General features: G+C 58.2%; 25 protein-coding genes. 5 read left to right on the forward strand and 20 right to left on the reverse strand.

Translation table 11 applies throughout. The annotated features are described in order from the left end of the window. Window positions 1-468 precede the first annotated feature (468 nt). Window positions 469-3,855: a ribonuclease E gene (gene rne / locus FZE95_RS00985; protein WP_150298945.1), complete on the forward strand. Its 3,387-nt coding sequence runs from the start codon at window positions 469-471 to the stop codon at window positions 3,853-3,855. Window positions 3,856-4,400: 545 nt separating this feature from the next. Here the strand turns inward: rne and murB are convergent. The 8 genes from murB to FZE95_RS01025 all read right to left on the reverse strand — a co-directional run bounded on the left by murB (window position 4,401) and on the right by FZE95_RS01025 (window position 11,355). Beyond that, window positions 4,401-5,462 carry a UDP-N-acetylmuramate dehydrogenase gene (gene murB / locus FZE95_RS00990; protein ID WP_397387079.1) on the reverse strand — a complete coding sequence of 354 codons (1,062 nt, stop codon included), beginning with the start codon at window positions 5,460-5,462 and terminating at the stop codon, window positions 4,401-4,403. Next, complete coding sequence (locus tag FZE95_RS00995) at window positions 5,462-5,944, reverse strand: low molecular weight protein-tyrosine-phosphatase (RefSeq protein WP_150298947.1); 483 nt, start codon at window positions 5,942-5,944, stop codon at window positions 5,462-5,464. Before FZE95_RS00995 ends, murB begins: the two co-directional genes overlap by 1 nt. Continuing rightward, window positions 5,944-6,702, reverse strand: a complete 759-nt coding sequence (kdsB, locus tag FZE95_RS01000; protein ID WP_397387070.1) for a 3-deoxy-manno-octulosonate cytidylyltransferase — start codon at window positions 6,700-6,702, stop codon at window positions 5,944-5,946. Before kdsB ends, FZE95_RS00995 begins: the two co-directional genes overlap by 1 nt. A gap of 1 nt (window position 6,703) precedes the next feature. Then, window positions 6,704-6,889 (reverse strand): Trm112 family protein, encoded by a 186-nt coding sequence (locus tag FZE95_RS01005; RefSeq protein ID WP_150298948.1) that lies wholly within the window; start codon window positions 6,887-6,889, stop codon window positions 6,704-6,706. A gap of 20 nt (window positions 6,890-6,909) precedes the next feature. Continuing rightward, window positions 6,910-7,908, reverse strand: a complete 999-nt coding sequence (gene lpxK, locus FZE95_RS01010; RefSeq protein ID WP_150299332.1) for a tetraacyldisaccharide 4'-kinase — start codon at window positions 7,906-7,908, stop codon at window positions 6,910-6,912. 5 nt (window positions 7,909-7,913) lie between these two features. Next, entirely contained in the window at window positions 7,914-8,345 is a 432-nt protein-coding gene (locus FZE95_RS01015; protein ID WP_150298949.1) for an ExbD/TolR family protein, read from the reverse strand. Between the two features lie 2 nt (window positions 8,346-8,347). After that, entirely contained in the window at window positions 8,348-9,022 is a 675-nt protein-coding gene (locus FZE95_RS01020) for a MotA/TolQ/ExbB proton channel family protein (protein WP_150298950.1), read from the reverse strand. 80 nt (window positions 9,023-9,102) lie between these two features. Further along, on the reverse strand, window positions 9,103-11,355 hold the full coding sequence (locus FZE95_RS01025; protein WP_150298951.1) for a DNA internalization-related competence protein ComEC/Rec2: 2,253 nt from the start codon (window positions 11,353-11,355) through the stop codon (window positions 9,103-9,105). Window positions 11,356-11,454: 99 nt separating this feature from the next. On the opposite strand from FZE95_RS01025, the gene FZE95_RS01030 reads away from it, so the two are divergent. After that, window positions 11,455-11,979, forward strand: coding sequence for a DUF2062 domain-containing protein (locus FZE95_RS01030; RefSeq protein ID WP_150298952.1), 525 nt, complete (start codon window positions 11,455-11,457; stop codon window positions 11,977-11,979). Between the two features lie 327 nt (window positions 11,980-12,306). Here FZE95_RS01030 and lolD read toward each other — a convergent pair whose 3' ends face one another. After that, window positions 12,307-12,993 carry a lipoprotein-releasing ABC transporter ATP-binding protein LolD gene (lolD, locus tag FZE95_RS01035; protein ID WP_150298953.1) on the reverse strand — a complete coding sequence of 229 codons (687 nt, stop codon included), beginning with the start codon at window positions 12,991-12,993 and terminating at the stop codon, window positions 12,307-12,309. Next, window positions 12,986-14,230 carry a lipoprotein-releasing ABC transporter permease subunit gene (locus tag FZE95_RS01040; RefSeq protein WP_150298954.1) on the reverse strand — a complete coding sequence of 415 codons (1,245 nt, stop codon included), beginning with the start codon at window positions 14,228-14,230 and terminating at the stop codon, window positions 12,986-12,988. Before FZE95_RS01040 ends, lolD begins: the two co-directional genes overlap by 8 nt. A gap of 94 nt (window positions 14,231-14,324) precedes the next feature. Between FZE95_RS01040 and FZE95_RS01045 the strand changes: the two genes are divergently transcribed. The 3 genes from FZE95_RS01045 to FZE95_RS01055 are packed head-to-tail and all read left to right on the forward strand — an operon-like array spanning window position 14,325 to window position 15,935. Continuing rightward, window positions 14,325-14,906: a PilZ domain-containing protein gene (locus FZE95_RS01045; protein WP_150298955.1), complete on the forward strand. Its 582-nt coding sequence runs from the start codon at window positions 14,325-14,327 to the stop codon at window positions 14,904-14,906. Then, window positions 14,903-15,202, forward strand: coding sequence for a phosphodiesterase (locus tag FZE95_RS01050; protein WP_397387071.1), 300 nt, complete (start codon window positions 14,903-14,905; stop codon window positions 15,200-15,202). The genes FZE95_RS01045 and FZE95_RS01050 overlap by 4 nt, the downstream gene beginning before the upstream one ends. A gap of 4 nt (window positions 15,203-15,206) precedes the next feature. Next, the gene (locus tag FZE95_RS01055) at window positions 15,207-15,935 is read left to right on the forward strand and encodes a glycerophosphodiester phosphodiesterase (protein WP_150298956.1); all 729 of its coding nucleotides are present in this window, start codon (window positions 15,207-15,209) and stop codon (window positions 15,933-15,935) included. 36 nt (window positions 15,936-15,971) lie between these two features. On the opposite strand, the gene sthA is transcribed toward FZE95_RS01055, so the two are convergent. From sthA to FZE95_RS01105, 10 genes are all read right to left on the reverse strand, one after another. Beyond that, complete coding sequence (gene sthA / locus FZE95_RS01060) at window positions 15,972-17,369, reverse strand: Si-specific NAD(P)(+) transhydrogenase (protein ID WP_150298957.1); 1,398 nt, start codon at window positions 17,367-17,369, stop codon at window positions 15,972-15,974. A gap of 54 nt (window positions 17,370-17,423) precedes the next feature. Beyond that, on the reverse strand, window positions 17,424-17,657 hold the full coding sequence (gene nqrM / locus FZE95_RS01065) for a (Na+)-NQR maturation NqrM (protein WP_150298958.1): 234 nt from the start codon (window positions 17,655-17,657) through the stop codon (window positions 17,424-17,426). A 3-nt stretch (window positions 17,658-17,660) separates the two neighbouring features. Continuing rightward, a complete protein-coding gene (locus FZE95_RS01070; RefSeq protein ID WP_150298959.1) occupies window positions 17,661-18,683 on the reverse strand; it encodes an FAD:protein FMN transferase in 1,023 nt (340 codons plus the stop codon). 1 nt (window position 18,684) lies between these two features. Continuing rightward, window positions 18,685-19,908 carry an NADH:ubiquinone reductase (Na(+)-transporting) subunit F gene (nqrF, locus tag FZE95_RS01075; RefSeq protein WP_150298960.1) on the reverse strand — a complete coding sequence of 408 codons (1,224 nt, stop codon included), beginning with the start codon at window positions 19,906-19,908 and terminating at the stop codon, window positions 18,685-18,687. 15 nt (window positions 19,909-19,923) lie between these two features. Further along, a complete protein-coding gene (gene nqrE, locus FZE95_RS01080) occupies window positions 19,924-20,532 on the reverse strand; it encodes an NADH:ubiquinone reductase (Na(+)-transporting) subunit E (protein WP_150299334.1) in 609 nt (202 codons plus the stop codon). 6 nt (window positions 20,533-20,538) lie between these two features. Next, a complete protein-coding gene (locus FZE95_RS01085; RefSeq protein ID WP_150298961.1) occupies window positions 20,539-21,210 on the reverse strand; it encodes an NADH:ubiquinone reductase (Na(+)-transporting) subunit D in 672 nt (223 codons plus the stop codon). A 1-nt stretch (window position 21,211) separates the two neighbouring features. Next, the gene (locus FZE95_RS01090; RefSeq protein ID WP_150298962.1) at window positions 21,212-21,988 is read right to left on the reverse strand and encodes a Na(+)-translocating NADH-quinone reductase subunit C; all 777 of its coding nucleotides are present in this window, start codon (window positions 21,986-21,988) and stop codon (window positions 21,212-21,214) included. Continuing rightward, complete coding sequence (locus FZE95_RS01095; protein WP_150298963.1) at window positions 21,978-23,192, reverse strand: NADH:ubiquinone reductase (Na(+)-transporting) subunit B; 1,215 nt, start codon at window positions 23,190-23,192, stop codon at window positions 21,978-21,980. The genes FZE95_RS01090 and FZE95_RS01095 overlap by 11 nt, the downstream gene beginning before the upstream one ends. 3 nt (window positions 23,193-23,195) lie before the next feature. Continuing rightward, the gene (locus FZE95_RS01100) at window positions 23,196-24,533 is read right to left on the reverse strand and encodes a Na(+)-translocating NADH-quinone reductase subunit A (protein WP_150298964.1); all 1,338 of its coding nucleotides are present in this window, start codon (window positions 24,531-24,533) and stop codon (window positions 23,196-23,198) included. Between the two features lie 364 nt (window positions 24,534-24,897). Continuing rightward, window positions 24,898-26,343 (reverse strand): glyceraldehyde-3-phosphate dehydrogenase, encoded by a 1,446-nt coding sequence (locus FZE95_RS01105; protein ID WP_150298965.1) that lies wholly within the window; start codon window positions 26,341-26,343, stop codon window positions 24,898-24,900. Window positions 26,344-26,477: the final 134 nt, after the last annotated feature.

Below are 26,477 nucleotides of genomic sequence, written 5' to 3' on the forward strand. Positions count from 1 at the left end.
GTTATTGCAGCCGGGGAAGATGGATGAACACTCGTCCTGCAGACGTTCCCCAGAAATACCGAGATAGAGGCTTAGCCAGGCCAAAACAGATGCCGGCGGCCACTATGATCGACACCCTGTTTGCCACATGCGCAAACAGAATATAAACCCGCTCTCCGGAAAACGATGAGCGGCACCCGATTCAGATGGGTAAGTGTTTAGGTGGAGATGCACAGCTTCAGGATCATGTGACGAGCGCTGACACTTGCCATTTCATTGTGTCCCCGTTCCCAGTCCGGCTGATTCCTCCCTAAAGTATCGTTTCGCTGTACTCGCCACAGACTCAACTGTCGCCGCCAACGGGCGCGATATGAACTCTGAACAAGGGCAAGGTTTGGCCCAAGCAGAAACACACCTGACACCTAACGGACGAGTCGCAGGTGCCGTACTCGTGTTTTCCAGAGAAGCACTGGAACACAACGGTACTTCATGAAAAGAATGCTGATCAACGCAACTCAACCCGAAGAGTTGCGAGTAGCCCTGGTAGATGGCCAGCGCCTGTACGACCTGGATATTGAATCCGGCGCACGCGAACAGAAGAAAGCCAACATCTATAAAGGCCGGATCACTCGAGTAGAACCCAGCCTGGAAGCCGCTTTTGTCGATTTCGGCTCGGAGCGCCATGGCTTTCTCCCTCTCAAGGAAATCTCCCGCGAGTACTTCACCAAACAGCCTGAAGGCCGCGTCAACATCAAGGAAGTGCTCAAGGAAGGCCAGGAAATCATTGTCCAGGTCGACAAGGAAGAGCGTGGCAACAAAGGCGCAGCACTAACCAGTTTCATCAGTCTGGCAGGCCGCTATCTGGTCCTGATGCCAAACAACCCCCGGGCCGGTGGTATCTCGCGCCGCATTGAAGGCGAAGAGCGCAACGAACTGCGCGAGGCCATAAACAGCCTGAACGTCCCGCCGGACATGGGCATGATCGTGCGTACCGCCGGTCTGGGCCGCAGCGCAGAAGAACTGCAATGGGATCTCGACTACCTGCTTCAATTATGGGAAGCCGTCAAGTCCGCCTCCTCGGAGCGTAGCGCTCCGTTCCTGATCTATCAGGAAAGCAATGTCATTATTCGTGCAATCCGCGACTACCTGCGCCAGGACATCGGCGAAGTCCTCATCGACAGCGAAACGGTGAAGGAAGAAGCACTCAACTTCATCAGCCAGGTGATGCCGCAGTACGCCACCAAGGTCAAACTGTATGAAGACAGCGTGCCGCTGTTCAACCGTTTCCAGATTGAAAGCCAAATTGAAACGGCCTTCGAACGCGAAGTAAAACTACCCTCCGGCGGCTCGATAGTCATCGACCACACCGAAGCCCTGGTATCTATTGATATCAACTCGGCGCGTGCGACCAAGGGTACTGATATCGAAGACACCGCCTTACAGACCAACCTGGAAGCGGCAGAAGAAATCGCTCGCCAGCTGCGTCTGCGCGACATCGGCGGCTTGATCGTCATCGACTTCATCGACATGAGCCCGGCAAAAAACCAGCGCGCAGTGGAAGAGCGCGTGCGCGAAAGCCTGGAGGCTGATCGCGCCCGGGTGCAGGTGGGTCGCATCTCGCGCTTTGGCCTGCTGGAGATGTCTCGCCAGCGTCTGCGCCCGTCACTTGGCGAAACCAGCGGCATTGTCTGCCCGCGTTGTAATGGCCGCGGCACCATCCGTGACGTCGAATCACTGTCGCTTTCGGTGCTCCGCCTGATCGAGGAAGAAGCGCTTAAGGACCGTACTGCAGAAGTACGGGCACACGTGCCCATCGCTGTCGCCACTTTCCTGCTCAACGAAAAGCGCGAAGCACTGGCCTTGACCGAAGCCCGGAACAAGGTTCGCGTTCTGATTCTGCCCAGCGAGCACATGGAAACGCCCCATTTCGAAGTTCAGCGTCTGCGTGACGATCACGAATCGGTACTGAACGGCGAAACCAGCTACACCATGAGCGCAGATATTGTCGCCGAGGAGCCCGTGCCAGTCAGCCAGACTCGCGCCATTGTTCGTCAGGAAGCTGCGGTGAAGAGCATTTCCCCTTCCCGTCCAGCACCTACACCGGTTGCCCCGATTGCAGCCACCCAGGCGATTCACGAGACCCAGCCAGGCCTTTTCAAGGGTTTGATCAAATCACTGGTCAGTCTGTTTGCCAGCGATGAGGAGCCGGCCGAAGAGAGCAAGCCTGCCGCCGCAACAGCCACCCCAGAGCGCAAGCCACGCGAGAATAATCGCAGCAGCGAAGGACGCAGCAATACGCGCAACCGGCGTCAGCGCAGTGATCGCAGCGACAAGGCTCAGACCCCGCGCCCGCCGCGCCCTGAGCGTGCGCCCAAACCGGAGCGTGCCGAGCGCAATATCGAAGAACCGGCCGCCACTACGCAGGCGCCTGCCCCGGTTGAAAGCAAGCCAGCAGAAACCACTACGCGCCGTCGTCGCCGTAGCCAGGAGACAGCCAGCGAACCACGTGCACAGCAGGATACCGAAATCAACCGCAGCGCAGCGCCTGCAGAGCGTCGCCCCCAGCGCAACGAAGAAACGGCGGCTGCCATAGAAGAGCCGGTAACGGCTGAGGCTCAGGCTGATGAAGCTGGTAACGAGGGTGACCGTCCGAAGCGCCGCTCGCGTAACAGTCAGCGTCGCCGCAACAACCGTCGCAGCCGCCCCGCTCAGGACGAGACTGCCGCAGAGAACAATGCGCAAACCGATGCAGAGTCTTCTGCCTCCACCCTGGACGCCTCTGACCCGAACAGCGATGTAGTGCCGGCGGCGGCAGCCATTGCTGCGACAGCCGCGATCGCGTCGTCAATCGGTGAGGAGCCGAAAACGGTGCCCGCGTCGCAAGACGAGGCGCAGTCAACTGATACAGCTAACCCACTTGAACAAGTCAAGATGCCTGTCGAAACCGGTCTGAACCAGACTGCAGTCAACGCCGAGCAATCGATTGAGAACGCAGTGGAAGCCTTCAGCCAGTCCAGCCGCCAGGATTCAGACGAGGAGACTGACGGCACGCCCACTGTTCAGCCTGACTCCGTCCCGACGCCTGCCGCACCCGAGGCTGTCGCTGCACCGGCCGAGACAGATCGCCCGGCTACCCGGGTTAACGAGGAAGCGGTGGAAACTCCGGTACCCGAGACGAAGCCCGTCGCTGAGGAACCTGAGAAAGCCGAGCAGGCAGCCGATCCTGTGGCACAGGAGACTGAATCGCCCGCCGAGACAGCTGTCACGGAGCCCGTTGCGGCACCGCAGGTAACTGAGCCAGAAAAGGCAGCAGCACCAGAGCCCGTCTCCAAGCCGGCTCCGATGCTGACTGAAAGCGGCCGTGCCTACAACGATCCACGGGAAATCCGTCGTCGCCAGCAGGAAGCCAAGCGTCTTGCCGAAGAGCAGGCTCGCGAAGCTGAAAAACCTGCAGCAGAGCAGGCCGACACGCCACTCGAGACCGTCGAAGCCCCTGCTTCCGCCAACGCCACCGGCGATGATCAACATCCGGATACTCATGTATTGGGCCAGCAGTTTGTCACACCAGAAGAATCGGCAACCGAGACTGCGAAGCCAACGCATGATGCCACTGGTGGCCAGGCGCACCCTGCGACCAATGCGGTAGAACAGCAGCAGGACGTGCTGAATCGGACCGATCTGGAAACAACCGACGAGCTGCCGGAGCCGAGCGATGTAAAGGATCATCCGGACACGCACGTCCAGGGCCAGCAGCGTGACGAAGCAGCCGAGGAACGTGCTTCATCCAGAACGCGGCCGACGCACGATGGCACAGGGAAGGAAGGTCATCCGGACACCCATGCGCTGGAGCAACAACAGGAAGAGCCCAAACAGTAATCGGGCTTCATAAAAAAGGGGATGCTTCGGCATCCCCTTTTTTGTGGCCACGTTTTTTAAGCCCCACCGCGACCCTGCGCCTAGTTGGCTAGTTGGCTAGTTGGCTAGTTGGCTAGTTGGCTAGTTTGGAGCCGAGGGCTTAAGGCTGGAAGCTGGAAGCTGGAAGGGCTAGGTTAGCGTTGATGGTTGATCCTTTGCGCTCGATCGGGCGACGAAAAGAGCAAAATTTTAGCGTCCCAGCTCATTGCAACTCATGTTTGAGGCGCGACAGCGCGCCGCCGAAGGTGGGGTGAAATCTCCCGGGTAAAACTATGCTCTACCAGAGCGCTGCGCCCCCTGGGGCTGTAGAGCGCCTGCTCTACGGCAAACCGTCGCGCGCACAAACCTCACGATCGCCACTCGCAGCAGCGTGTCGATGTGTGGCTCCGTGCAAACCCAGCGTCGAGCAGGCACTCGACACACCCAGGAGACACACTCGCCCACCGCGGGCGGCCTACCCTTTCGTCGCCCGAACGAGCCCAAAAAACCAACCAACAACTCCGATCTCACCCTTCCAGCTTCCAGCTTCCAGCTTCCAGCTCTCGTCGGCCGATTAACAACGGTTCCATCTCCAGCATTACGCCAAAACGTTGCTGGATATCCGATTGGATCCGGGCGGCGAGTCCCATTATCTCCTCTCCCCTCGCCCCACCGTAATTCACCAATACCAGTGCCTGCTCCCGGTGTACGCCAGCGTCTCCATCGCGGTAGCCTTTCCAGCCCGCCTGATCAATCAGCCAACCGGCAGCCAACTTGTAACGCCCATCCGATTGGACAAAGGTCGGCAAGCCCGGCCAGCTGCGCTGCAGTTGCGTGGCCTGCTCAGCCGACACCAGCGGGTTCTTGAAGAAACTACCCGCGTTAGCCAGCTGCGAGGGATCTGGCAGTTTGGAACGACGAATCTGGCATACCAGCTCGCTGACAACCCGGGCATCGGCGCGCTGCAAACCAGTCGCCCGCCAGGCATTGGCGAGCGGTCCGTACTCAAGCTTCGGGTGGGGCACTGACGACAGGCGCAGCCGGAGTCGCAGGATAACGTAACGACCCGGCTCTTTTTTGAACAGGCTGTCGCGGTAGGCAAACCGGCATTGCTCACGGTAAAGCCGGCAGATCACTGCAGTGCGCCTGTCATACACCTCGACGCTTTCGAAAACATCCTCCAACTCTACGCCATAGGCGCCAATATTCTGTACCGGCGCGGCGCCAGCAGTGCCTGGTATGAGAGAAAGGTTTTCCAGGCCACACAAGCCAAGATCCAGGGACCAGTTGACCAGCGCATGCCAGTTCTCCCCTGCTTCTGCTTCGACTATCACATCCTGGCCGCTACGCGAGACCACGCGGCGGCCACGGCTGCGCATAGCCAGCACCAGGCCCGGAACGGGTGCGGCCAGCACCAGGTTGCTGCCACCTCCAAGGAGGGTTACCGGCCACGCGTGCCTGTTCGCAAGGGATAAGGCTTCCAGCAATTGTCTGTCGTTATCCACAAATGCCAGCCGCTCGGCACGCTCGCTGATACCGAAGGTATTGTGCGTACGCAGGTCAGCGTTGGCGATCACTTCAAACATGATTAGCTGGCCGTGGTCGCTGAGGAGTATTCACCCAGGCTTGCCAGCAGACCCTGCGATGCGCGCTCAAGCATGTCGAGGACACCCTCAAAGCCTTGGTCGCCGCCATAATAGGGATCCGGAATTTCCTCGCCGTCATTCGGGGCGTAACTCATGAACAAGCGGATTTTCGCGGCGCAGTCTGCTGGTGCGCGACGCAACAGCTCCTGCAGGTTGCTATGGTCCGCAGCGAGGATCAGATCAAACTCAGCAAAATCACTGTCGGCCACCGCCCTGGCGCTCAATGTGCTGATATCCACGCCGCGACGTGAGGCTGCAGCGATGGCGCGGCGATCCGGCGGTTTTCCCACGTGATAGTCAGCGGTACCTGCAGAACCCACCGCGACATCGCTGGCCAGCTCACTGCTCGCCAACAACTTTTCAAACACACCCTGTGCTGACGGGGAGCGACAAATATTGCCCAGACAAACGAACAACACCCGCATTACAGGGCACCTAGTACGGCACGGACGCGATCCAGGTCGGCCGCCGTATCGACTCCGGCCGGCGGAATCTCGCAGGCCTCGGCAACATGGATCCGGCAACCGAACCAGAGCGCGCGCAGCTGTTCCAGGGCTTCGGCTGTCTCCAGCGGGCTCGCTGGCCAGCCCACATAGTCGTGCAGGAAGCTGACCTTGTAGGCATAAAGGCCAATGTGTCGCTGAAAAGGGACACCTTCCGGGAGCGCCTGAGGTTTGTTTGCAAACTGATCACGGCACCAGGGGATGGGGGCCCTGCTGAAATACAGTGCGAACCCCCGGTTGTCAGTCACTACCTTGACCGCATTCGGATTGAATAAGGTGTCGATATCCGTGAGCGGTTCGGAGAGCGTCGCGATACTTGCCTCAGGAAACTGAAGCAGATTGCCCGCCACCTGATCGATCAGTGCAGGCGGAACCAGCGGCTCATCGCCCTGGACGTTCACCACACAGGCATTGTCATCCAGGCCAAGCTGAGTGACCACTTCCTGTAGCCGGTCGGTGCCGGAGGGATGGTCAGCGCGGGTCATGATCACGTCGGCACCGAAACCGCGACAGGCGTCAGCGATGCGTTGATCATCGGTCGCCACTGTCACGCTCTCGGCCTGGCTTTTGCGGGCTTGATTCCAGACATGCTCAATCATTGGTTTGCCGGCAATGTCCTGCAGCGGCTTGCCCGGCAAACGCGTGGACGCATAGCGCGCCGGGATAATGACGTGGTACATATCAGCGATCCAGCCGTTCATCTGCGTCGAGCGACCGCGCCTCGCTCTCCAGCATCACCGGGATACCGTCGCGAACCGGAAATGCCAGACCATCAGCGCGACACCAAAGCTCGGTCTTGTCGCTGTTCTGGACCAGCGGACCCTTGCATAGGGGGCAGGCGAGAATATCAAGCAGTTTGGGATCCATGGTACGACTCCTGGGAAAGGTTAATAAGCAGCGCCAAGCCTGGCGTCCAGCGCCCCGGCGAAGGCGTCGCTCAGCTCGGCGTCGACAGCCAGATACCACCAGCTGGCCTGTGCAAAACCGATGCATTTGACAGCGTCTTTTTCGGTCATGATTACCGGCAGGGCTGCATCCAGCCCGGCAAAACTGTCGGCATTGTAATCGGCATGATCGCCAAAGGCATACTCTCGAGGGCTGAAAGACAGGCCTTTCAGGGTATCGAAGAAACGGCTCGGGTTACCGATACCTGCGACAGCGCTGATCTCCCTGCCGTGCGGCCAGCTTTCGATACTGCAGCGTTCTCCTGTAAGCAGATTCACCAGCGCAGCGGGTCGCAGTTGCATTGCGAAACCGTCAGGGCGGTCGAACTCGGCGCCGTTGCGGATAACAAAGTCGACGGAATCGAGCCGTTCCGCGGGTTCGCGCAGGGGGCCTTCCGGCAAACACCGCGCATTTCCCAGGCCACGCGCAGCATCAATCAGCGCCAGCTCAAGCGTGCGGCCCATCCGGTAGTGCTGCAATCCATCATCACTGATAATCAGGTCGACATTCCGCTGGGCCAACAATTGCCTGGCCGCGCGTGAGCGATCAGGGTCGATGACAACCGGGACATTGCAGCGCCGAGCTACCAGCAGCGGCTCATCCCCGACCTGCTCGGACGTATCGAGCGCAGCGTCGATCAGCCAGGGAAGCGACGGCGGAGCCGCACCGTAGCCACGGCTGATGACGCCGGGGCTAAACCCCCGGCGCTGGAAATGCTCAATCAACCAGATAGTCATCGGGGTCTTGCCGGTGCCGCCCAGGGTGATATTGCCAACCACGATCAGGGGAACAGGCGGCTTCCAGCTGACAGCGGGATCAGAGAGATACGAGCGGCGACGGCGGACCGCCACCGCTCGATATAGCATGGACAAAGGTCGCAGCAGCTTCAGCCAGGCGTGCCCTTCATACCAGGCACGCAGCATGAACTGTTCGAGCGACAGCTGTTTCACTGACCGTCGCCCGCCTCCAGCTCGCTGGTGGTCAGTCGCAGGCGGCTGAAGCCCAGCTGCCCTGCCGCGTCCATAACGGTAATCACCGACTGGTGCGATGCCTTACCGTCTGCAGTGATCACAACGGGCAGGCTGGTATCGCCGGCCGACTCGCGCTGCAGCGCACCTTTGATGGTATCCAGTCCCGGAGCCAGCAGCGTTTTATCGTTGATCGCTACCTCTCCAGTCGCTGAAATCGTCAGTTCGATCTGCTGCGCGCGGCTTTCGACCGGATTACCCGAAGCAGCCTCGGGCAGGTCCAGCTCCAACTGCGTTTCCCGGGTAAAGGTGGTCGATACCATGAAGAAAATCAGCAGCAAAAACACTACGTCAATCAGCGGAGTCAGGTTGACGCTGATCTCCTCGGGTCGCGTACGCCGGAAGTTCACGGTCAGGCTCCCTTGCGAACGCTGCCGGGACGCAACGGAGCGCCATCCTGGGCGGCCGCCGACGCATCGACATCACGATTACCCTGGATGACTTCAACCAGTTTGGTGGCTTCCTGCTCCATGGCAATCACCAATTCATCGATGCGGCGCATCAGAAACCGATGAAAGAACAGGGCCGGAATTGCTACGGTGAGGCCCGCCGCGGTGGTCATCAACGCCTTGGAGATGCCCCCGGCGAGCACACCCGTATTACCGGTACCCTGCGCCATGATCGCGCTGAACACATCGATCATGCCGACTACCGTGCCAAGCAGACCCAGCAAGGGCGTAATGGCTGCGATGGTGCCAAGCGTGCTGAGGTAGCGCTCCATCTCGTGAATCACCTTGCCGGCCGATTCCTGGATGCTTTCCTTCATGATCTCCCGGCCATGACGGGAGTTGGCCAGGCCCGCAGCGAGGACCTCGCCCAGGGGTGAGTCGGCACGGAGTGTCTTCAGTTTTACCGAATCCAGCTGGCCTTCCTTGACCCAGCGCCAGACCTGCCCGAGCAGGCTTGGCGGTGCGACCTTGCTGCTGCGCAGCGTCCACAGTCGCTCTATTACAATGGCGACGGCAATTACCGATGACACCAGAATTGGCAACATTAGCCAACCACCCGCACTGATCAATTCCCACACAAGCGATCCCTCCCCCAAATGGTTGAATACTCTAGCACAGACCGCGTATACCGCGGCCCCGGCGGATATCAAGTGCTGGACTATTCATGCCAGAAGCGTCTTGAATGCTCACGCCAGCTCCACAGCTGCATGCTCTGTCCTGTTCCATTCAGGACGAACCGCACAGCTCCGGACGTCGCAGTATAAACAGGTTCGGCGCCGAGTTCGCGGTAGCGTTGCACAACGCTCTGGTGAGGATGACCGAAGCGGTTGCCATGGCCCGCGCTGAACACCACCCAGCGTGGCGCAACGGCGCGAATAAAAGCATAGGATGACGAGCTACGACTGCCGTGATGGGGTGCAAGAAGCAAGCTTGCCTGCACATCCTCGGCTAACAGCTCGTACTCCCCGGCCATGCCCAGGTCACCGGTGAGCAACAGGCTGGACTCACCCGTGGTGACTTTAAGCACGCAGGAGCGATCGTTGGAATCAGCCGGCGCGCCTGCAGCATACAGAACAGCAAAATGCACACCATCCCAGTCCCAGCTGTCACCCGCACGACACTGCTCGGCATTCAAGGCGGCCTCTTGGCGCTCGTACTCGCCCGATAGTACCCGTTCTACGCGCATCAGACGCTGAATGGCCAGTGCGCCACCTGCGTGATCGTTATCTGCGTGGCTCAGCAGCATGGCATCAAGCTTTCTGAGTCCGAACGAAACCAGGGCTGGATGAACCACAGCTTCGCCGAGGTCAAAGCCACTACTGAGCCGTGCCCCGGTATCATAAAGCAGCGCATGATTGCGGGTCTGAATGAGGACCGATGAACCCTGGCCGACATCCAGCACGGTTACCCAGATGGCCCCCTGCTCCGGACTTGGCCGACCAGGGATCAGCAGAACGGCCAGGCCCAGCGCCGCAGGCAGGAGCAGTAGCCTGCCCAGAGGGCTGAGCAGGGCGAGCGTTCCTATAGCCCCAACCGACCAACCCAGCCAATCCGGAAAAGCCATCCGCAGCGGCGCCTGGAAGTCAGCAACCCAGGTCAATCCATCAAACAATGCATCGAGCGCGTGCGCGGCGGCCCATAACAGCCAGGACCAGCCAAACGCCAATTCAAGCACAGCGCCAAGCAACGCAGCCGGCACCACCACCAGACTGACCCAGGGAATGGCAACTGCGTTTACCAGCGGCGCCGACAGGCTCACAGGCATCGCCCAGAGCACGAGCCAGGGCCACAGCCCAACGAAAATGATCCACTGCGCCTTGCCCCAGCGCAGCCAGATACCGCGTACGGCAAGCCTTCCGCTCATGCCAAAGAGAAGCAGACCCACTGCCATGAAAGATAACCAGAATCCAGCCTTGAGCGGGGCTGCAGGCGATACCATGACCACGGCGCAAAGCGCGGCTAGCCAGGTTACCCATGGGCCGGGCTGGCGGTACAGCAACCGCGCGATCAGAACCAGCATGATCATCAACAATGCGCGCTGCGTCGGCACCGCAAAGCCTGCCAGCGCTGCATAGCCGGATGCGAAGAGAACAGCCAATGGCGCGGCAAACCAGAACCGCGGCCACCTGGCAGGAAACAGACGCAACCGGGCAAGCACTGCCATGATCAGAAAGGCAAGAGACGCCAGCATGCCCACATGTAAACCGGAGATCACCATCAGGTGACTGGTCCCCGTCGCCTGCATGACCGTCCAGTCGTCAGCGCTCAGAACGCTGCGATCACCCACTATCAACGCCAGCAGACGCTGCCCGCCCGATTGAGCGCCCAGCGTTGTGTCCAGCCGATGCCTTATACGACTACGCAGCCCGTTCAGCCTGACCGCCGGTTGCTCGAGCAACTGACCTTGACGAATACTGCCCAGGGCACCGATTTCCTGGGCATAGAGCCAGGCTTCATAATCAAATCCTCCCGGATTGGACATGCCGCGCGGACGCCGCAGATTCGCTTCGAACTGCCAGCGCTGGTCGCTTGTCACTGGCTCTCCGCCATACCAGTGCGCGCGAATCAGGGGCAACGCCTCGCCGGTTTCGACCAGTCGCGCATCGGCCAATTCGAAGCGCCAGCCGGTGAGCGTAGGTTCGGGCAGTCCGCTGATGCGGCCTTCGAGCACTACTTTCTGACCATCAAGGGCAGGCGCGAGGCGCTGATCAAGCGCCTGATGATGACAGTAGCTGGCCCAGATCAGACCCGCTAGAAATGCCGCAAGTACCCGACCGGAGCCGCCAGACAATGCGGCTCCCAGCATAACCGGCAGCGCAACTGCGATCGACCAGCCGGGAGGCAGGCTCGGCATAAGCAACGGTGTGATAAGCCCGACAAAAAATACAAAAAGCGCGGCTGACAACGCCATGGCGGAAACATCCTGTTCACCTGAAGTGCCGCCAGCCGGTAGTTTGACCGTGGCATTCCATGCATAATTGATTCACTTCCAGCTGCTGGCTAGTCTGCAATGCCCCGCCGCCTTCTCAAACGCTACATGCCAAGTCCAGAGCGCATTAAGCGAAGCAAGTCGCTTCGTTTCATGGGGACTCTTCTGCATGATGCAAACCTGTGGCATCTCAACCGCCACAGTGTTGCGCGGGCGATGTCGATTGGTTTGTTTGTGGCGATGCTGCCGATTCCCATGCAGATGCTGCTGTCGGCGTCCATTGCACTCCCCGCACGCGCCAACCTTCCGGTATCCATTGGCCTGGTCTGGCTCACCAATCCGGTCACCATGCCACCGATATTCTTCGTGCAGTACAAGGTGGGTACGCTGTTGCTGGGGACGCCGGAACGCACCATGCCCATGGAGCTATCACTGGCCTGGCTTAGCGCAGAATTCCATCACATCTGGCAACCGTTACTGCTCGGATCGATGCTATTTGGCATTATCCTGGCTCTGATAGGTTACGGTGCCACCATGTTGTATTGGCGACTATGGGTATCCCGCAACTGGCAACAACGCAAACTGCGACGTCGTAGTCAAAGCTGAGCGACTATCATTCGCCGATGCTACCGCTGCCGGCACGGGTAACGTCCTGATTCCTTCACCTTCTGCATGATCTAATTCTTGGGGGACTGCAGATTGGCCGCGCCAACAGAATGCCGCCCAGCAGCTTTCGGTAGGACGCTGTCTCTTTGATTTGCGCCTTACCAGATAGCCAAACAAGGCGCTACGGTGAGCTCGAACTAGATTCTCGGCCGCTCGGAGCTCACAGTGGCCACTTCAGATTCCTGATCTGCCGTTCAACGCAACGAAAAACGGCCGCTCACTGAGCGGCCGTTCTCCATTGCGGACATGTTCCACGGAAGCGCCGAGTCAATCCTGGCGTGCTTGCAGATGCCCTTCCTGCAAGGTCAGCACCCGATCCATTTGCCCGGCAAGGCTCAGATCATGAGTCACCACCATGAATGCGGTGTTGAGCCGCTGACTCAACTCCAGCATCAATTCCTGAACACCCCGCGCTGTGTGGTGGTCGAGGTTGCCGGTTGGCTCATCCAGCAACACACATGCCGGCTGGTTAATCAAAGCTCTGGCAATCGCAACCCGCTGACGTTCACCGCCGGACAGTTCGGCCGGCTTGTGGCCTGCCCGTTTGGCAAGCCCGACGCCAGCCAGCATCGCATTGGCCCGCTCACGTGCCTGCGCAACCGGCATATTGCCAATCAGTAGCGGCATGCACACGTTTTCCAGAGCGGTGAACTCGGCCAACAAGTGATGAAATTGATAAACGAACCCCAGGCCGGTATTTCGCAACCGACCACGCTCGGATTCCTTCAGGGCCGACATCTGACGGCCAGCCAACCAGACCTCGCCTTCGCTGGGCGTGTCCAACCCGCCGAGCATGTTCAACAAGGTGGTCTTGCCGGAACCTGAGCTGCCCACTATCGCTACCCGCTCGCCGGGCAGCAATTTGAGGTTGACCCTGTCCAGTACCTTCAGGCGCTGGGGCCCGACGGCGTATTCCTTACTCAGCTCGCGACATTCCAGAACTGCTTCAGTCATAACGCAAAGCCTCCGCCGGCTCGGTACGGGACGCCCGCCATGCCGGATACAGTGTTGCCAGAAAACTCATCCCCAACGCGGCGGAACAGATGAGAACGACATCGCTCCAGATCAACTGGGACGGCAGATAACTGATGAAGTAGACATCCGAGCTCAGGAACTGCATGCCCAATAGCTTCTCCAGTCCGGCGACCAGCGCCGAGACATTCAACGCAGCCAGAACGCCGAGAATACCGCCGACCAGCGTGCCCACCACACCGATTACCGACCCCTGCACCATGAATATGCCCATGATGGTGCCCGGCGAAGCGCCCAGCGTACGCAGAATCGCGATATCGGCTTTCTTGTCGGTGACAACCATTACCAGCGTGGAGATGATATTGAACGCGGCGACTGCCACGATCAGCAGGAGCAGCAAACCAATCATGGTTTTTTCCATGCGGATCGCAGCAAACAGATTGCCGTGGCTACGGGTCCAGTCCTGCGCGTAATAATCGCCCGACAAGCCGGACACCAGTTCCCATGACACCGTGGGTGCCTGGAACAGGTCATGCAATTTGACCCGAACACCCTCCATCTGACCCGAGGGCCAGCGACTCAGGCGAGCTGCATCCCCGGCATGGATAATGGCCAGGGAACCATCCAGCTCGGCACCGACCTTGAAGATGCCCTTGACCTCGAAACGCTTGAGTCGGGGAAATACGCCCGCTGGTGTCACCGAGGCTTCCGGAAGCACGAAGGTCAGTTTGTCGCCAGGCCGCACGCCGAAACGGTTGGCGGTCAGCTCGCCGATGATGATGCCGAATTCACCGTCGGCCAGATCCTCGAGAGTGCCCTCTTCCATATGCTCGCCGATAATCGAAACCCGCTGTTCGGCTTCGGGAATGATCCCGCTCACCAGTACCGGGGCCACGCTGCCGTCATGGGTGAGCATGCCCTGGAGCTGGATAAAAGGCGCGGCGGATTCGACCTGGGGATGTTCTTCAAGTTTGGACGCAAGCGAGCGCCAGTCTTCGATCGGCTGATAACCATTGATGGTGGCATGTGGCACCATGCCGAGAATGCGCGTGCGCAGCTCTCGATCGAAACCATTCATAACCGACAGGACGAGAATCATCACCAGCACGCCCAGGGTCAGACCCAGCATGGAGATCAGCGATATGAAGGAGATAAAATGGTTGCGACGTTTCGCCCGCGTATAACGCAGGCCAATAAAGAAAGGCAAAGGTCTGAACATGAAATATCAGGTCCCTGACGGGGGAATAGACCCGTGAGTGGCTATTGGGGGAGACATGTTACACTGAATTCAGCTGGGATAAACGGACCATGACATGCAAGTGATTGACGATAGCATTCAAGATAAAAGGGATTTTTACCGCATCGAGGATCTGCTCGCCCTCGATTATCGGGTTATCGGTGGTCCGGATCTGGCTGATGCTCAATTCGGGTCTCCGCAATTTCACATGCTCAGTGAGCTCCAGGTCCTGGAACAGGAATCCCAGCACCTGCTGCGCCAGATAGGTGAACGTGACCGTTCGCTGGCGGCCTACCTCAAGATTGTGAACAAGCGCATCGAGTTGATCGCCAGGACGCTGGTTAGCCAGGCCGCCGATACGCCGACCCACAAGCTGCTGGTCACTTTGAGCGAAGGAGGTATGTCCTTCGCGGCCACCGAACCTCTCGCACCGGAAACCTGGCTAGCCCTGAGGCTGGTACTTATGCCCTCTCCCCTCGGCCTGGTGATTCCGGCACGGGTGCTACGCTGCGATCCCGCTGAATCAACCGGTAACTGGACCATAGGCGTCAGCTTCGAGGCATTAAGCGATCCGGAACGCCAGCTGCTCGCCAGGCATATTCTGCAGAAGCAGGCACAGGAGATTCGTGCCGCGAAAACCGAAAGGACTCAACCATGAAGATTTTGAACGCCCGATTGCTCGCTTGCTCTCTCGCCCTTACCACGCCCGTGGCATGGGCCGATACTTTAACCATTCCCGTCGGACAACAGCACAGCTCCGCTGTCTCGAACGAACTACCTCGGCGCGGCCTGTCAGCTGCATCGGTGATCCAGCGCCACGGCGAGCCTGCGGTACGTCATCCAGCTATTGGCGAGCCGCCTATCAGTCGCTGGGACTACCAGGGCTTCAGCGTGTACTTCGAAGCAAGCACCGTCGTACACAGCGTTCATCAACACCGACCGCGGGCCAATTGAGCACATGACGGTTCTCTACGGCCACCGCGGCGCCCGAGGCGAAGCCCCGGAAAACACTCTTCAAAGTTTTCGCCAGGCGTTGAATGCAGGCGTAACGCGGATGGAGCTGGATCTGCACCTGTCGTCTGACCGTAAGTTGATGGTCATCCATGATCCCACGCTTAAGCGCACCACCGGCCTGCGGGGCAAAATTGCCCAGCACACGGCGGAGGAACTGATGCAGCTTGATGCCCGGTTTGCCCTGCCGGGTTGGCCGAGCGCGTGTGCGATCCCGTCCCTAGAACAGCTGTTCCGCGAGTTTCCCGAGATCGAGCATTACCAGCTTGAGGTCAAGTCAGGATCGATCAGTCAGTCTCAGATTGTGCTGGATGTGATCAATCGACTGGTTGAGCAGTTCGGGCTGGAAAACCGGGTCGTGATTACTTCTGGCAGCCGCACGCTGCTCAAGGTAGCCAAAACATCAGGTTTTGCCTTGCCGACCGGCCTGGTGGAGGAATATGGCCTGCTTGATCCTATACGCAGCGCTCTGCGCTATGACTGTCAGTTTCTGGTGCTGAACTGGAAGCTATGCAACCCGCAGCGGGTCCGTCACGCGCAGCGCCAAGGCTTGCACGTATCGGTGTGGACCGTTAATGATCCTGCGCTGATGCACAGATTGGTCGAGATGGGCGTTGACAGCATTATCACCGATGTCCCGCACCTGGCAGTCGAGACGATTGGCCTGCAAGCCTGAAAAAAACTGCCCGGCTCATGCCGGGCGGAGTTCGCTTCAGAATAACCGGTTCAGACCATCCAACGCCGCCACGCGGTAGGCTTCCGCCATGGTGGGATAGTTGAAAGTCGTGTTGACGAAGTACTTGATCGTGTTCGCTTCGCCCTTCTGGTTCATGATCGCCTGGCCAATGTGAACGATCTCGGAAGCCTGGTCACCAAAACAATGGATGCCCAATACTTCCAGCGTTTCACGGTGAAATAACAGTTTGAGCATGCCAACCGGCTCGCTACTGATTTGCGCACGGGCCATGTTCTTGAAAAAGGCCTGGCCAATTTCGTAGGGTACTTTCTCTCCGGTCAGCTCTCTTTCGGTCTTGCCCAGCGAGCTGATTTCCGGAATTGTATAAATGCCGGTCGGCACATCGTCGACAAATCGCCAGGCGTCGTTGCTGACGATATTGCCAGCGGCGGAACGGCCCTGATCAAAAGCAGCACTGGCGAGACTTGGCCAGCCGATAACGTCACCCACGGCATAGATGTTCGGCACCTCGGTCCGATAGTTCTCATCGACGCTGAGCTGACCACGGCCGTTAGGCTGCAGCCCGACATTCTCCAGGCCCAGTCCGTCGGTGTTACCCGTACGTCCGTTGCACCACAGCAATGCGTCAGCCTTGAGCTTCTTGCCCGACTTCAGATGCAGGACTACGCCCCGGGTATCCAGCCCTTCGATCTTCTCGTATTCCTCATTGTGACGAATCAGGACGGCGTTGTTGCGCAGGTGATAACTCAGCGCATCGGAGATTTCATCGTCAAGGAAGCTGAGCAGCCGATCGCGGTTATCAATCAGATCAACCTTCACCCCCAGACCACAGAAGATCGAGGCATATTCACAGCCGATAACCCCGGCCCCGTAGATGATCAGGTTCCGTGGCGTATGGTTCAGCTTGAGAATCGTATCGCTGTCGTAAATGCGCGGGTGGTTGAAGTTCACGTCTGCCGGACGATAAGGCCGTGACCCGGTCGCGACAATGATTTCCTTTGCCGCCAACCGCTCCACCACGCCCTGAGCGTTAACCAGCTCGATAGTATTGGCGTCTGCAAAGCTACCGCGGCCGAAAAACAGGTCAACCCGATTGCGGGCGTAATAACTGGTGCGCGAGGCGACCTGCTTGGTCATGACGCTTTCGGCGCTTTTCAGCACGTCAGGGAAGGAAAACCAGCGCGGATCACCGATGACGCGAAACATCGGGTTAGTATTGAAATGGATGATCTGTTTGACCGAATACCGCAGTGCCTTGGATGGAATCGTGCCCAGATGCGTACAATTGCCCCCCACCAGGCTGTGGGCTTCGACCACCGCAACCTTGCGGCCGTGCTTGGCGGCGTTCATCGCAGCGCCCTCGCCCGCCGGCCCGGAGCCCAGCACCACTACATCATAGTTATATACGGCCATACTTCGATTTCCTTGTTCCAATACCCGGATGCTTGCATAGCGCCACTATGCTAACTACTCGACCTTGGTCGCGTCGTAGGCCAGGTTTGCCTTGGGCTTCTTTTTCGTGTCGAGGCTGTTCTCGTCACACTTTTCGGCGTTTCCGCCACAAATCGAGCAGCTGGAGTCCAGACCTGTTGCGCCGATGCCACCGCACGAACCAGCAATTGGCTTGCGGCCCATCATCACGCCGACAGCCATGCCGGCCACGATCAAACACATCAACAGAAATGCTAATAACCAGACCATTTTCTACTCCTTGCCCTGTTCGAGGGCCTTGAATCGGGGCGTGCTTCGCGATTCGAAGCCCACCCCTTTGCGTTCTACAAATAACGCAGCGATATCCTGCTCAACAGCATACTGCCAACCCTGGTCCGGCCCCTTGACCAATAACAGGGTCGACAACCCGTCAGCACGAGCCGTATCGGGGTGTAGTACCGTTACTGCGGCCAGCTGATGCATGACCGGTTGCCCGCTACGCGGATCAAATGTGTGTGAATACCGTTTGCCTTCAAACTCGAAGTAGTTGCGGTAATCACCGGAGGTAGAAACCCCGTGCCCATCAAGCGGGAGGATCACCTGCGCGATACGGTTGTCATCACGCGGCTCTTCGATAGCTATCCGCCAGGGTACACCACCTGGTTTCAGACCCGCCGCCTTGAGCTCACCGGTGATTTCCACCATATAACTTGTGATGCCCTGCGCAGCCAGGTGTTCCACTACCCGGTCTACCACGTAACCGGCCGCCATAGCGCTCAGATCCACCTGTACATCGGCGTCCTTGCATAGCTGGCCGTCCACCGCTTGCAGATGTTGCTGGCCCACTTTCTCCAGCACCTCGGTCAGCGCTGCGGCTTCAGGAACCGACTGGCCGGCCAGGCCGCCATGAAACCCCCATAGTTCCAGCAAGGGTCCGATCGTGATATCGAAACCACCGTTACTTTGCTCATGGAGTTCTTCAGCCAGAGACACCATTTCCAGAACGGATTCAGGCATAGCCTGACAGGAACCCGCCGGAAGACTGTTGAAACGTGCCAGATTCGAATCATCACGCCAGGTCGACACCTCGCTATCGAACTCCGCTAACAGCGCTTCGATACTGGCTTGCAACGCATCCGGCGCAGGCGTCTCCTCGGCACTTACCCATTTTATCGAATAGGTACTGCCCATGGTGCCGCCGTAAACTTCGGAAACGGTTTCTGCAGAATTGAAACAGCCCGCCAACGTAGCTGCCAGGGCAACTACGAAAGCGGGCCGAGTGACGCGATGCAGCATGCTAGCCGCCGAAGTCATCGAGCAGGATATTCTCCGGCTCAACACCCAGATCTTGCAGCATCTTGATCACCGAGGCGTTCATCATCGGCGGTCCACACATGTAGTACTCGCAATCCTCTGGCGCCGGATGGTCCTTGAGATAGTTCTCGTAGAGCACGTTATGAATGAACCCGGTCGGACCTTCCCAGTTGTCTTCCGGCAACGGATCGGACAAAGCCAGGTGCCAATCGAAATTCTCGTTCTCTGCGGCGAGTTGGTCGTACTCCTCGACATAGAAAGCTTCGCGCAGCGAGCGTGCACCATACCAGAAGGACATCTTGCGCTTGGACTGCAGTCGCTTGAGCTGGTCGAAGATATGCGAGCGCATGGGCGCCATACCTGCACCACCGCCAATGAAGACCATTTCGGCTTCGGTATCCTTGGCAAAGAATTCGCCGAACGGACCATAAACGGTGACTTTGTCGCCGGGCTTCAGACCGAACACCCAGGAAGACATCTTGCCAGGTGGCAACTCATCACGTCCGGGGGGCGGCGACGCCACACGGATGTTGAATTTGACCAGGCCCCTTTCTTCCGGATAGTTCGCCATGGAGTACGCGCGGATAACGGTCTCATCCACCTTGGAAACGAATTTCCACAGGTTGAATTTGTCCCAGTCGCCGCGGAATTCCGGCTGGATGTCGAAATCCTTGTAGTTCACGGTGTGCGGCGGGCATTCCAGCTGCACGTAGCCGCCTGCGCGGAAGTCGACGTTCTCGCCTTCCGGCAACTTCAACGTCAGTTCCTTGATGAAGGTCGCGACGTTGGGGTTCGATTCAACGGTGCATTCCCACTTCTTGACCCCGAACACTTCCTCCGGGACCTCAATCTTCATGTCCTGCTTGACTGGAGTCTGGCAGGAAAGACGCCAGCCCTCCTTCGCCTCGCGCTTGGTGAAATGCGTTTCTTCGGTGGGCAACATTTCGCCGCCGCCGCTTTCAACGATACATTTGCACTGAGCGCAGGTGCCGCCACCGCCACAAGCAGACGAAAGGAAAATGCCATTGGAAGACAGCGTATTCAGCAGCTTGTCACCTGCAGCGACAGTCACGGTGCGCTCGCCGTTGATCTCGATGCTGACATCACCGCTGCTGACAAGCTTTGAGCGCGCGATCAGGATGACAGTCACCAGGGTCAATACAATGGCTGTGAACATTCCTACGCCGAGATAAATTTCCATCTCCATCAGTTCAGCTCCTCTTTACAGTTGCACGCCGGAAAACGACATGAAACCGAGGGACATCAGACCCACGGCGATGAATGTTATGCCCAGACCACGGAGACCGTCCGGAACATCGCTGTACTTGAGCTTCTCGCGGATACCCGCCAACGCAACGATCGCCAGCGCCCAGCCGGTTCCCGAGCCAAAGCCATACACAACACTTTCACCAAAGGCGTAATCCCGCTCGACCATGAACAGTGCAGCACCCATGATCGCGCAGTTAACCGTGATCAGTGGCAGAAACACGCCCAGGGCGTTGTAGAGCGCAGGGACGAACTTGTCGAGCAGCATTTCCATGATCTGCACGATCGCGGCGATAACGCCGATGTAACTCAGCAGACCCAGGAAGCTGAGATCGACGTTGGGCAAGCCCGCCCAGGCCAATGCGCCATCCTTGAGCAGATAGGTATAGATCAGGTTGTTGGCCGGAACCGTAATCGTCAATACGACGATGACCGCGATACCCAGACCAATCGCCGTCTGCACCTTCTTGGAAATGGCGATAAAGGTACACATCCCGAGGAAAAACGCGAGGGCCATGTTTTCAACAAAAATGGCCCGGACTGCGAGGCTAATGTAATGTTCAATCATGATTTACATAGCCTCCTTCACGGCACGGGACTGCGGTGCCATCGGGTAATCCTTCGCTTCAACCTGCTCGGTCTTCCAGCTACGCAACCCCCAGATAATCAAGCCGATGATAAAGAATGCCGACGGTGGCAGGAGCAACAAGCCGTTGGGCTGGTACCAGCCGCCTTCGCTGATGACCGGCAGGATTTCATAGCCCATCAACTTGCCAGCGCCAAGCAGCTCACGGATGGTCGCAACCACGATCAGGATGAAGCTGTAGCCCAACCCGTTACCCAGACCATCCAGGAAACTGAGGTGGGGCGGATTCTGCATGGCGAACGCTTCGGCACGGCCCATGACGATACAGTTGGTGATGATCAGACCAACAAACACCGACAGCTGCTTGCTGATATTGAAGGCATAAGCCTTCAATACCTGGTCTACCACGATAACCAGCGACGCAATGATCACCATCTGTACGATCATCCGGATCGAGCCGGGAATCTGCGACCGGATCACCGAGATGAAGGTATTGGACAGCGCCACTACCGACGTCAACGCCAGACACATGACCAGTGTCACGTTGAGGCTGGTGGTGACCGCCAGAGCCGAACAGATACCCAGGATCTGAAGTGCGATCGGGTTGTTCTTGAATACAGGATCGAAAAGGACCCCTTTGGCACTTACATTAGCCATGTCATGCCTCCCCTGCTTTCAGGTTTTGCAAGAAGGAACGGAAACCGGTGTCGCCCATCCAGAACCGAACCAGATTCTCGACGCCGCGACTGGTCAGCGTGGCGCCTGCCAGACCGTCAACCTTGTACTGACGACGCGGATCGCTGCCATCGACGGTACCCTTGACTACCTGTACGCCGACCTCGCCTTCCTCGTTATATACGACGTTGCCTTTCCACAGCTCGCGCCAACGGGGGTTGTCCACCTCGCCACCTAGCCCGGGGGTTTCACCATGCTGATAGAAACCCAGACCGCGGATGGTGTTCAGGTCGCCCTCCAGTGCAAGGAACCCGTATAGAGTGGACCAAAGACCATAGCCATGGATTGGCAGGATCATGGTTTCGATGCCGTCTTCGTTCTCGATCATGTACACCGTAGCGTAATGCTCGCGACGACGGATGCTGGCGACATCCTCATGTGCTTCCAGCGCCCGCGACAGATTCGGATCCCGTGCAGCGGCTTGCTGGTCGTATGTCAATGGCTCCTGGGCATCGCTGAACTCACCGGTACGCAGGTCAACCAGACGCGCAGTGACCTGCTCGAACTGTTCAGCCACGCTCGGCCCTTCTTCCAGCAGACCGGCGATCAGCAGAATATTGCGCTGTTTGTCGAGCAACTGGTTCTTTACCTGCACAGGCTTGAGCGACACTGCGGCGACCGACACCACGATCGAGCACACCAGACAGACCAGCAGCGCGACGATAATGGTACGGCTGACGGATTCTTTTTTACTGGACATTACGTGCAAGCCTCCGTTTGATGTTGGCCTGAACGACGAAGTGATCGATCAGGGGAGCAAAGAGGTTGGCGAACAGAATCGCGAGCATCATGCCCTCCGGGAATGCTGGATTCACTACCCGAATCAGCACCACCATCAAACCAATCAGGGCACCGAATACCCACTTGCCGGTATTGGTCATGGACGCGGACACAGGATCGGTAGCCATGAAGATCATGCCGAAGGCAAACCCACCAGTGACCAGATGCCAGTACCAGGGCATTGCGAACATCGGGTTGGTCGTCGAGCCCAGCACGTTGAACAGCATGCTGGTCGCGATCATGCCAAGCATCACACCACCGACGATCCGGAAGCTGGCGATCCGCGTCATCAGCAGCACCGCGCCGCCAATGAAGATGGCCAGAGCCGAGGTTTCACCCATCGAACCGTGGATATCACCCAGGAATGCATCCCACCAGGTAATGCCCTGGCCAACGACTGCTTCTATACCACCCATCGCCATGGCGCTCAGTGCAGTGGCGCTGGCATAGCCATCAACCGCAGTCCATACCGCATCACCGGAAATTTCCGCAGGGTACGCAAAGAACAGGAAAGCGCGACCGGTCAACGCAGGGTTGAGGAAGTTCTTGCCGGTTCCGCCAAACACTTCCTTGCCGATAACCACACCGAAGCTGATGCCCAACGCAACCTGCCACAGCGGGATATCCGGTGGCAGAATCAGAGCGAACAGGACCGATGTGACGAAGAAGCCTTCGTTGACCTCATGCTTGCGGACAGAGGCAAATACGACTTCCCAGAAGCCACCGACTATAAAGGTCACCGCATACACAGGCAGGAAGTACGCCGCACCATGCACGAAGTTGTCCCACAGGCTGGCCGGGTCGAATCCGGCGAACAGCTGGATCAGCGCAATGCGCCAGCTATCCTGCATACCGAGCATTTCAGGGTTTTCAGCATAAATGCTGTTGGCCTGAAAGCCGACGTTATACATCCCGTAGAACATCGCCGGGAAAGTACACAGCCAGACGGTGATCATCATGCGCTTGAGGTCGAGACCGTCACGCACATGAGAAGTTGTCCGGGTAACGCTACCCGGGCGATACAGGAAAGTATCCACCGCTTCATACAGCGCGTAGTACTTCTCGTGTTTGCCGCCCTTTTCGAAGTTATGCTCGATCTTGTCGAGCAATGCACGAAGACCCATGGCTTAACCCTCCTTTTCGATGCGGGTTAGGTTGTCCCGCAGAATCGGGCCGTATTCGTACTTACCGGCACACACGTAACTGCACAGCGCCAGATCTTCTTCATCCAGCTCCAGACAACCGAGCTGCTGGGCGACTTCTGTGTCCCCTACGATCAGTGCACGTAACAGCTGGGTCGGCAGGACATCCAGCGGCATGACCTGTTCATAGTTGCCCACCGGGATCATGGCGCGGGGACTGCCATTGGTGGTGGTAGTCATGTCGAACAGCTTCGACGGGCTGAGCTTGGACAAAAAGATGTTCATCACAGAGTGCTTGTCACTACCGGCACGCAAGTAATGCAGCATCTGCCGATCAGTGCCTTCCAGCAGCACGGATGCCTGCAGATGGTAACGACCGAGATAACTGACCGGGCCACGCGCATGACGACCGCCAAACACCGAACCCGAAATAACGCGATTAGCGCCGGGTTTGAGCTCACCAGCGGTCAGCTCGTCAAGGTTCGCCCCCAGACGGGTTTTCAGCAGACGCGGGGTTTCTACCTGAGGGCCGCCCAACGCGATAACACGCTCAGTCCAGAGTCGGCCTTCAGTAAACAGCTTGCCGACCGCGATCACGTCCTGGTAATTGATATGCCAGACCTGGCGATTCTCGCTGACCGGATCAAGCATGTGGATATGCGTACCGGGAAGGCCCGCCGGATGCGGCCCGGCAAAGCTCTCTGTGCGGACACCTTCAACATTTTCGCCGGGGATCGATGCATCGCCGGCCTTGCACAGCCAGACGCGCGCAATCCGGGAAAGCACCTTGAGACCGTTTTCGAAGGCTTCAGCCTGATCGGCAAGCACGACAGCCGGATCGGCTGACAGAGGATGGGTGTCGACGGCTGTGACAAAAATCGAACTGGGCGTTGCGTCCACTTCGGGGACCTTGCTGTAAGGTCGCGTCCGCAGGGCTGTCCACATGCCTGAATTGATCAGCTGTTGACGAACCTTTTCGCCATCAAGGGTGCCCAGGGCTGCGGCTTCGTGCGCATCGAACTCGACGGCGTCATCGCCTTCTACATCGATCACGACAGACTGCAAAACACGCTTCTCGCCACGATTGATGGCGCTTATGACGCCGCTGGCAGGAGCGGTATACACCACTCCAGGTGTTTTCTTGTCACTGAACAGGATCTGTCCCAATCTGACCCGGTCACCCAATTGTACTTCCATGGTAGGTTTCATACCGTGGTAGTCGAAGCCGATTACGGCCACGCTACGTACCTGACGGGCATCGTCAATACGTTGCTCGGGCGACCCGGTGATTGGCAAGTCCAAGCCCCGTTTGATTTTTATCATACGAATAGCCTAATCACTGGTTGGAATCTATAAGGGTGTGCCGCTACCGAACCGGGGAACCCGACGATATGGCGCTGAAGACAGACGCGGAATCAAAGCAAGACGGCAGCAAACCCCCACCAAAAATCCCGCTAAGTATAAAGATCCTGCCTAACCAAAGCTACTCAAGCACTTGAATATTTCGGGGTATCTGCTTCATCCGGGCGCAGTGACAATCAGTCGCATTTGGGTTGCTGCAGAAGGCTCGGACGCCATCAAGACAGAGCCGCTACAGCACGGCGCCATTCGGATGACATGGTGTGGACGGCACTTGAAAATGAGCAACAAAAAAGGCGCCGAAGCGCCTTTTCTGTCTAGCCGATATTTAACCCTTCGACGGAAATGCCGGGGGATTCACATTGGCCATATCTTCCAGAATCCGCACAACCTGACAGCTGTATCCGAATTCGTTGTCATACCAGACATACAGAATCACACGATTGTCATTGCAGATGGTTGCTTCAGCATCCACTACCCCTGCGTGACGCGAGCCCACGAAGTCGGTCGAAACCACTTCCTGAGAGTTGGTGAAGTCAATCTGCTTGTGCAGGTCGGAGTGCAACGCCATGTAACGCAGGTAATCATTCACCTCGTCACGATCGGTACTGCTTTTCAGATTCAGGTTCAGGATCGCCATGGAAACATTCGGCGTCGGCACCCGGATCGCATTACCGGAGAGCTTGCCTGACAGCTCGGGTAGCGCCTTGGCCACGGCCTTGGCGGCACCTGTTTCGGTGATGACCATGTTCAACGCGGCGCTACGGCCACGGCGATTGCCTTTATGGAAGTTGTCGATCAGGTTCTGGTCATTGGTGTAGGAATGCACAGTCTCGACGTGACCATTCTCAATGCCGTACTTGTCATTGATTGCCTTGAGCACCGGCACGATGGCGTTGGTGGTACAGGACGCAGCCGAAATGATCTTGTCTTCAGGCGTGATTGCGGCATGGTTGATACCATGAACAATATTCTTCAGATCGCCTTTGCCCGGCGCGGTCAGCACGACCTGGGATACACCCGGGCACTTCAGGTGCTGCGACAGACCTGCTTCGTCACGCCACACGCCGGTATTGTCGACAACGATGGCGTCCTTGATGCCGTACTGGGTATAGACGACGCTGCTCGGATCGCTGGCATAAATGATCTGGATGACGTTGCCGTTGGCGGTGAGCGTGTTGCTCTCTTCATCAATGGTGATGGTGCCCTGGAAGGAACCGTGGACTGAATCGCGGCGCAGCAGACTGGCGCGCTTGGCCAGATCGTTGGCGGCGCCTTTGCGCACGACGATCGCACGCAGACGCAGGCCGTCCCCAGCGCCGGTCTTTTCGACCATGATGCGTGCGAGCAGGCGACCGATACGACCGAAACCATACAGCACGACATCGCGCCCTTCACGCCGCTCGCCTTTCTTACCGATTACCGCAGCCAGCTCATCCTTCAGAAAAGCTTCCAGGTTATCGCCGCCAGCGTCACGGAATTTGTTTACCAGTCGGCCAAGGTCAATCGAAGCCGGCCCCAGATCCAGATCCAGCAGGGCCTTGATGACAGGGAAGGTGTCGTGGACCGATAGCTCTGTATCATCAATCTGGCGGGCGAAACGGTGGGATTTGAGCAGGCTGATAACAGACCGGTTCACCAGACCCCGGCCATAGATTGAGGTGACCACGTTGTTCTCGCGGTACAGCCGACCGATCAGCGGAATCATCGCCTCAGCGGTTGCTTCTCGTTCAGTCCAGGCTTCCAGGCATTGATCGTATTGGGCTTGAGTCACGGCGTTTCCTTCCAGGTCTTGGGAGCTAAAGAGGGCCAATATTATGCGTTTAGCGGGCAGGAGAGGCAATCATCCTTGGAAAAAGCCGGAGACAGGGCAGACCATGTCGGACAGACCGTACCAGACGGCGTTAC

The organism is Pseudomonas profundi (assembly GCF_008638305.1).
Lineage (GTDB): Bacteria > Pseudomonadota > Gammaproteobacteria > Pseudomonadales > Pseudomonadaceae > Halopseudomonas > Halopseudomonas profundi.

What these genes read in the sequence shown, in the direction of transcription:
- sthA (WP_150298957.1), bottom strand. Translation starts at nt 17,369, where the DNA reads ATGGCCGTATATAACTATGATGTAGTGGTGCTGGGCTCCGGGCCGGCG.
- kdsB (WP_397387070.1), bottom strand. Translation starts at nt 6,702, where the DNA reads ATGTACCACGTCATTATCCCGGCGCGCTATGCGTCCACGCGTTTGCCG.
- FZE95_RS01055 (WP_150298956.1), top strand. Translation starts at nt 15,207, where the DNA reads ATGACGGTTCTCTACGGCCACCGCGGCGCCCGAGGCGAAGCCCCGGAA.
- FZE95_RS01005 (WP_150298948.1), bottom strand. Translation starts at nt 6,889, where the DNA reads ATGGATCCCAAACTGCTTGATATTCTCGCCTGCCCCCTATGCAAGGGT.
- FZE95_RS01100 (WP_150298964.1), bottom strand. Translation starts at nt 24,533, where the DNA reads ATGATAAAAATCAAACGGGGCTTGGACTTGCCAATCACCGGGTCGCCC.
- FZE95_RS01040 (WP_150298954.1), bottom strand. Translation starts at nt 14,230, where the DNA reads ATGTTCAGACCTTTGCCTTTCTTTATTGGCCTGCGTTATACGCGGGCG.
- nqrF (WP_150298960.1), bottom strand. Translation starts at nt 19,908, where the DNA reads ATGGAGATGGAAATTTATCTCGGCGTAGGAATGTTCACAGCCATTGTA.
- FZE95_RS01045 (WP_150298955.1), top strand. Translation starts at nt 14,325, where the DNA reads ATGCAAGTGATTGACGATAGCATTCAAGATAAAAGGGATTTTTACCGC.
- FZE95_RS01025 (WP_150298951.1), bottom strand. Translation starts at nt 11,355, where the DNA reads ATGGCGTTGTCAGCCGCGCTTTTTGTATTTTTTGTCGGGCTTATCACA.
- FZE95_RS01090 (WP_150298962.1), bottom strand. Translation starts at nt 21,988, where the DNA reads ATGTCCAGTAAAAAAGAATCCGTCAGCCGTACCATTATCGTCGCGCTG.
- FZE95_RS01095 (WP_150298963.1), bottom strand. Translation starts at nt 23,192, where the DNA reads ATGGGTCTTCGTGCATTGCTCGACAAGATCGAGCATAACTTCGAAAAG.
- nqrM (WP_150298958.1), bottom strand. Translation starts at nt 17,657, where the DNA reads ATGGTCTGGTTATTAGCATTTCTGTTGATGTGTTTGATCGTGGCCGGC.
- lolD (WP_150298953.1), bottom strand. Translation starts at nt 12,993, where the DNA reads ATGACTGAAGCAGTTCTGGAATGTCGCGAGCTGAGTAAGGAATACGCC.
- FZE95_RS01070 (WP_150298959.1), bottom strand. Translation starts at nt 18,683, where the DNA reads ATGCTGCATCGCGTCACTCGGCCCGCTTTCGTAGTTGCCCTGGCAGCT.
- FZE95_RS01085 (WP_150298961.1), bottom strand. Translation starts at nt 21,210, where the DNA reads ATGGCTAATGTAAGTGCCAAAGGGGTCCTTTTCGATCCTGTATTCAAG.
- rne (WP_150298945.1), top strand. Translation starts at nt 469, where the DNA reads ATGAAAAGAATGCTGATCAACGCAACTCAACCCGAAGAGTTGCGAGTA.
- FZE95_RS00995 (WP_150298947.1), bottom strand. Translation starts at nt 5,944, where the DNA reads ATGCGGGTGTTGTTCGTTTGTCTGGGCAATATTTGTCGCTCCCCGTCA.
- FZE95_RS01050 (WP_397387071.1), top strand. Translation starts at nt 14,903, where the DNA reads ATGAAGATTTTGAACGCCCGATTGCTCGCTTGCTCTCTCGCCCTTACC.
- FZE95_RS01030 (WP_150298952.1), top strand. Translation starts at nt 11,455, where the DNA reads ATGCCCCGCCGCCTTCTCAAACGCTACATGCCAAGTCCAGAGCGCATT.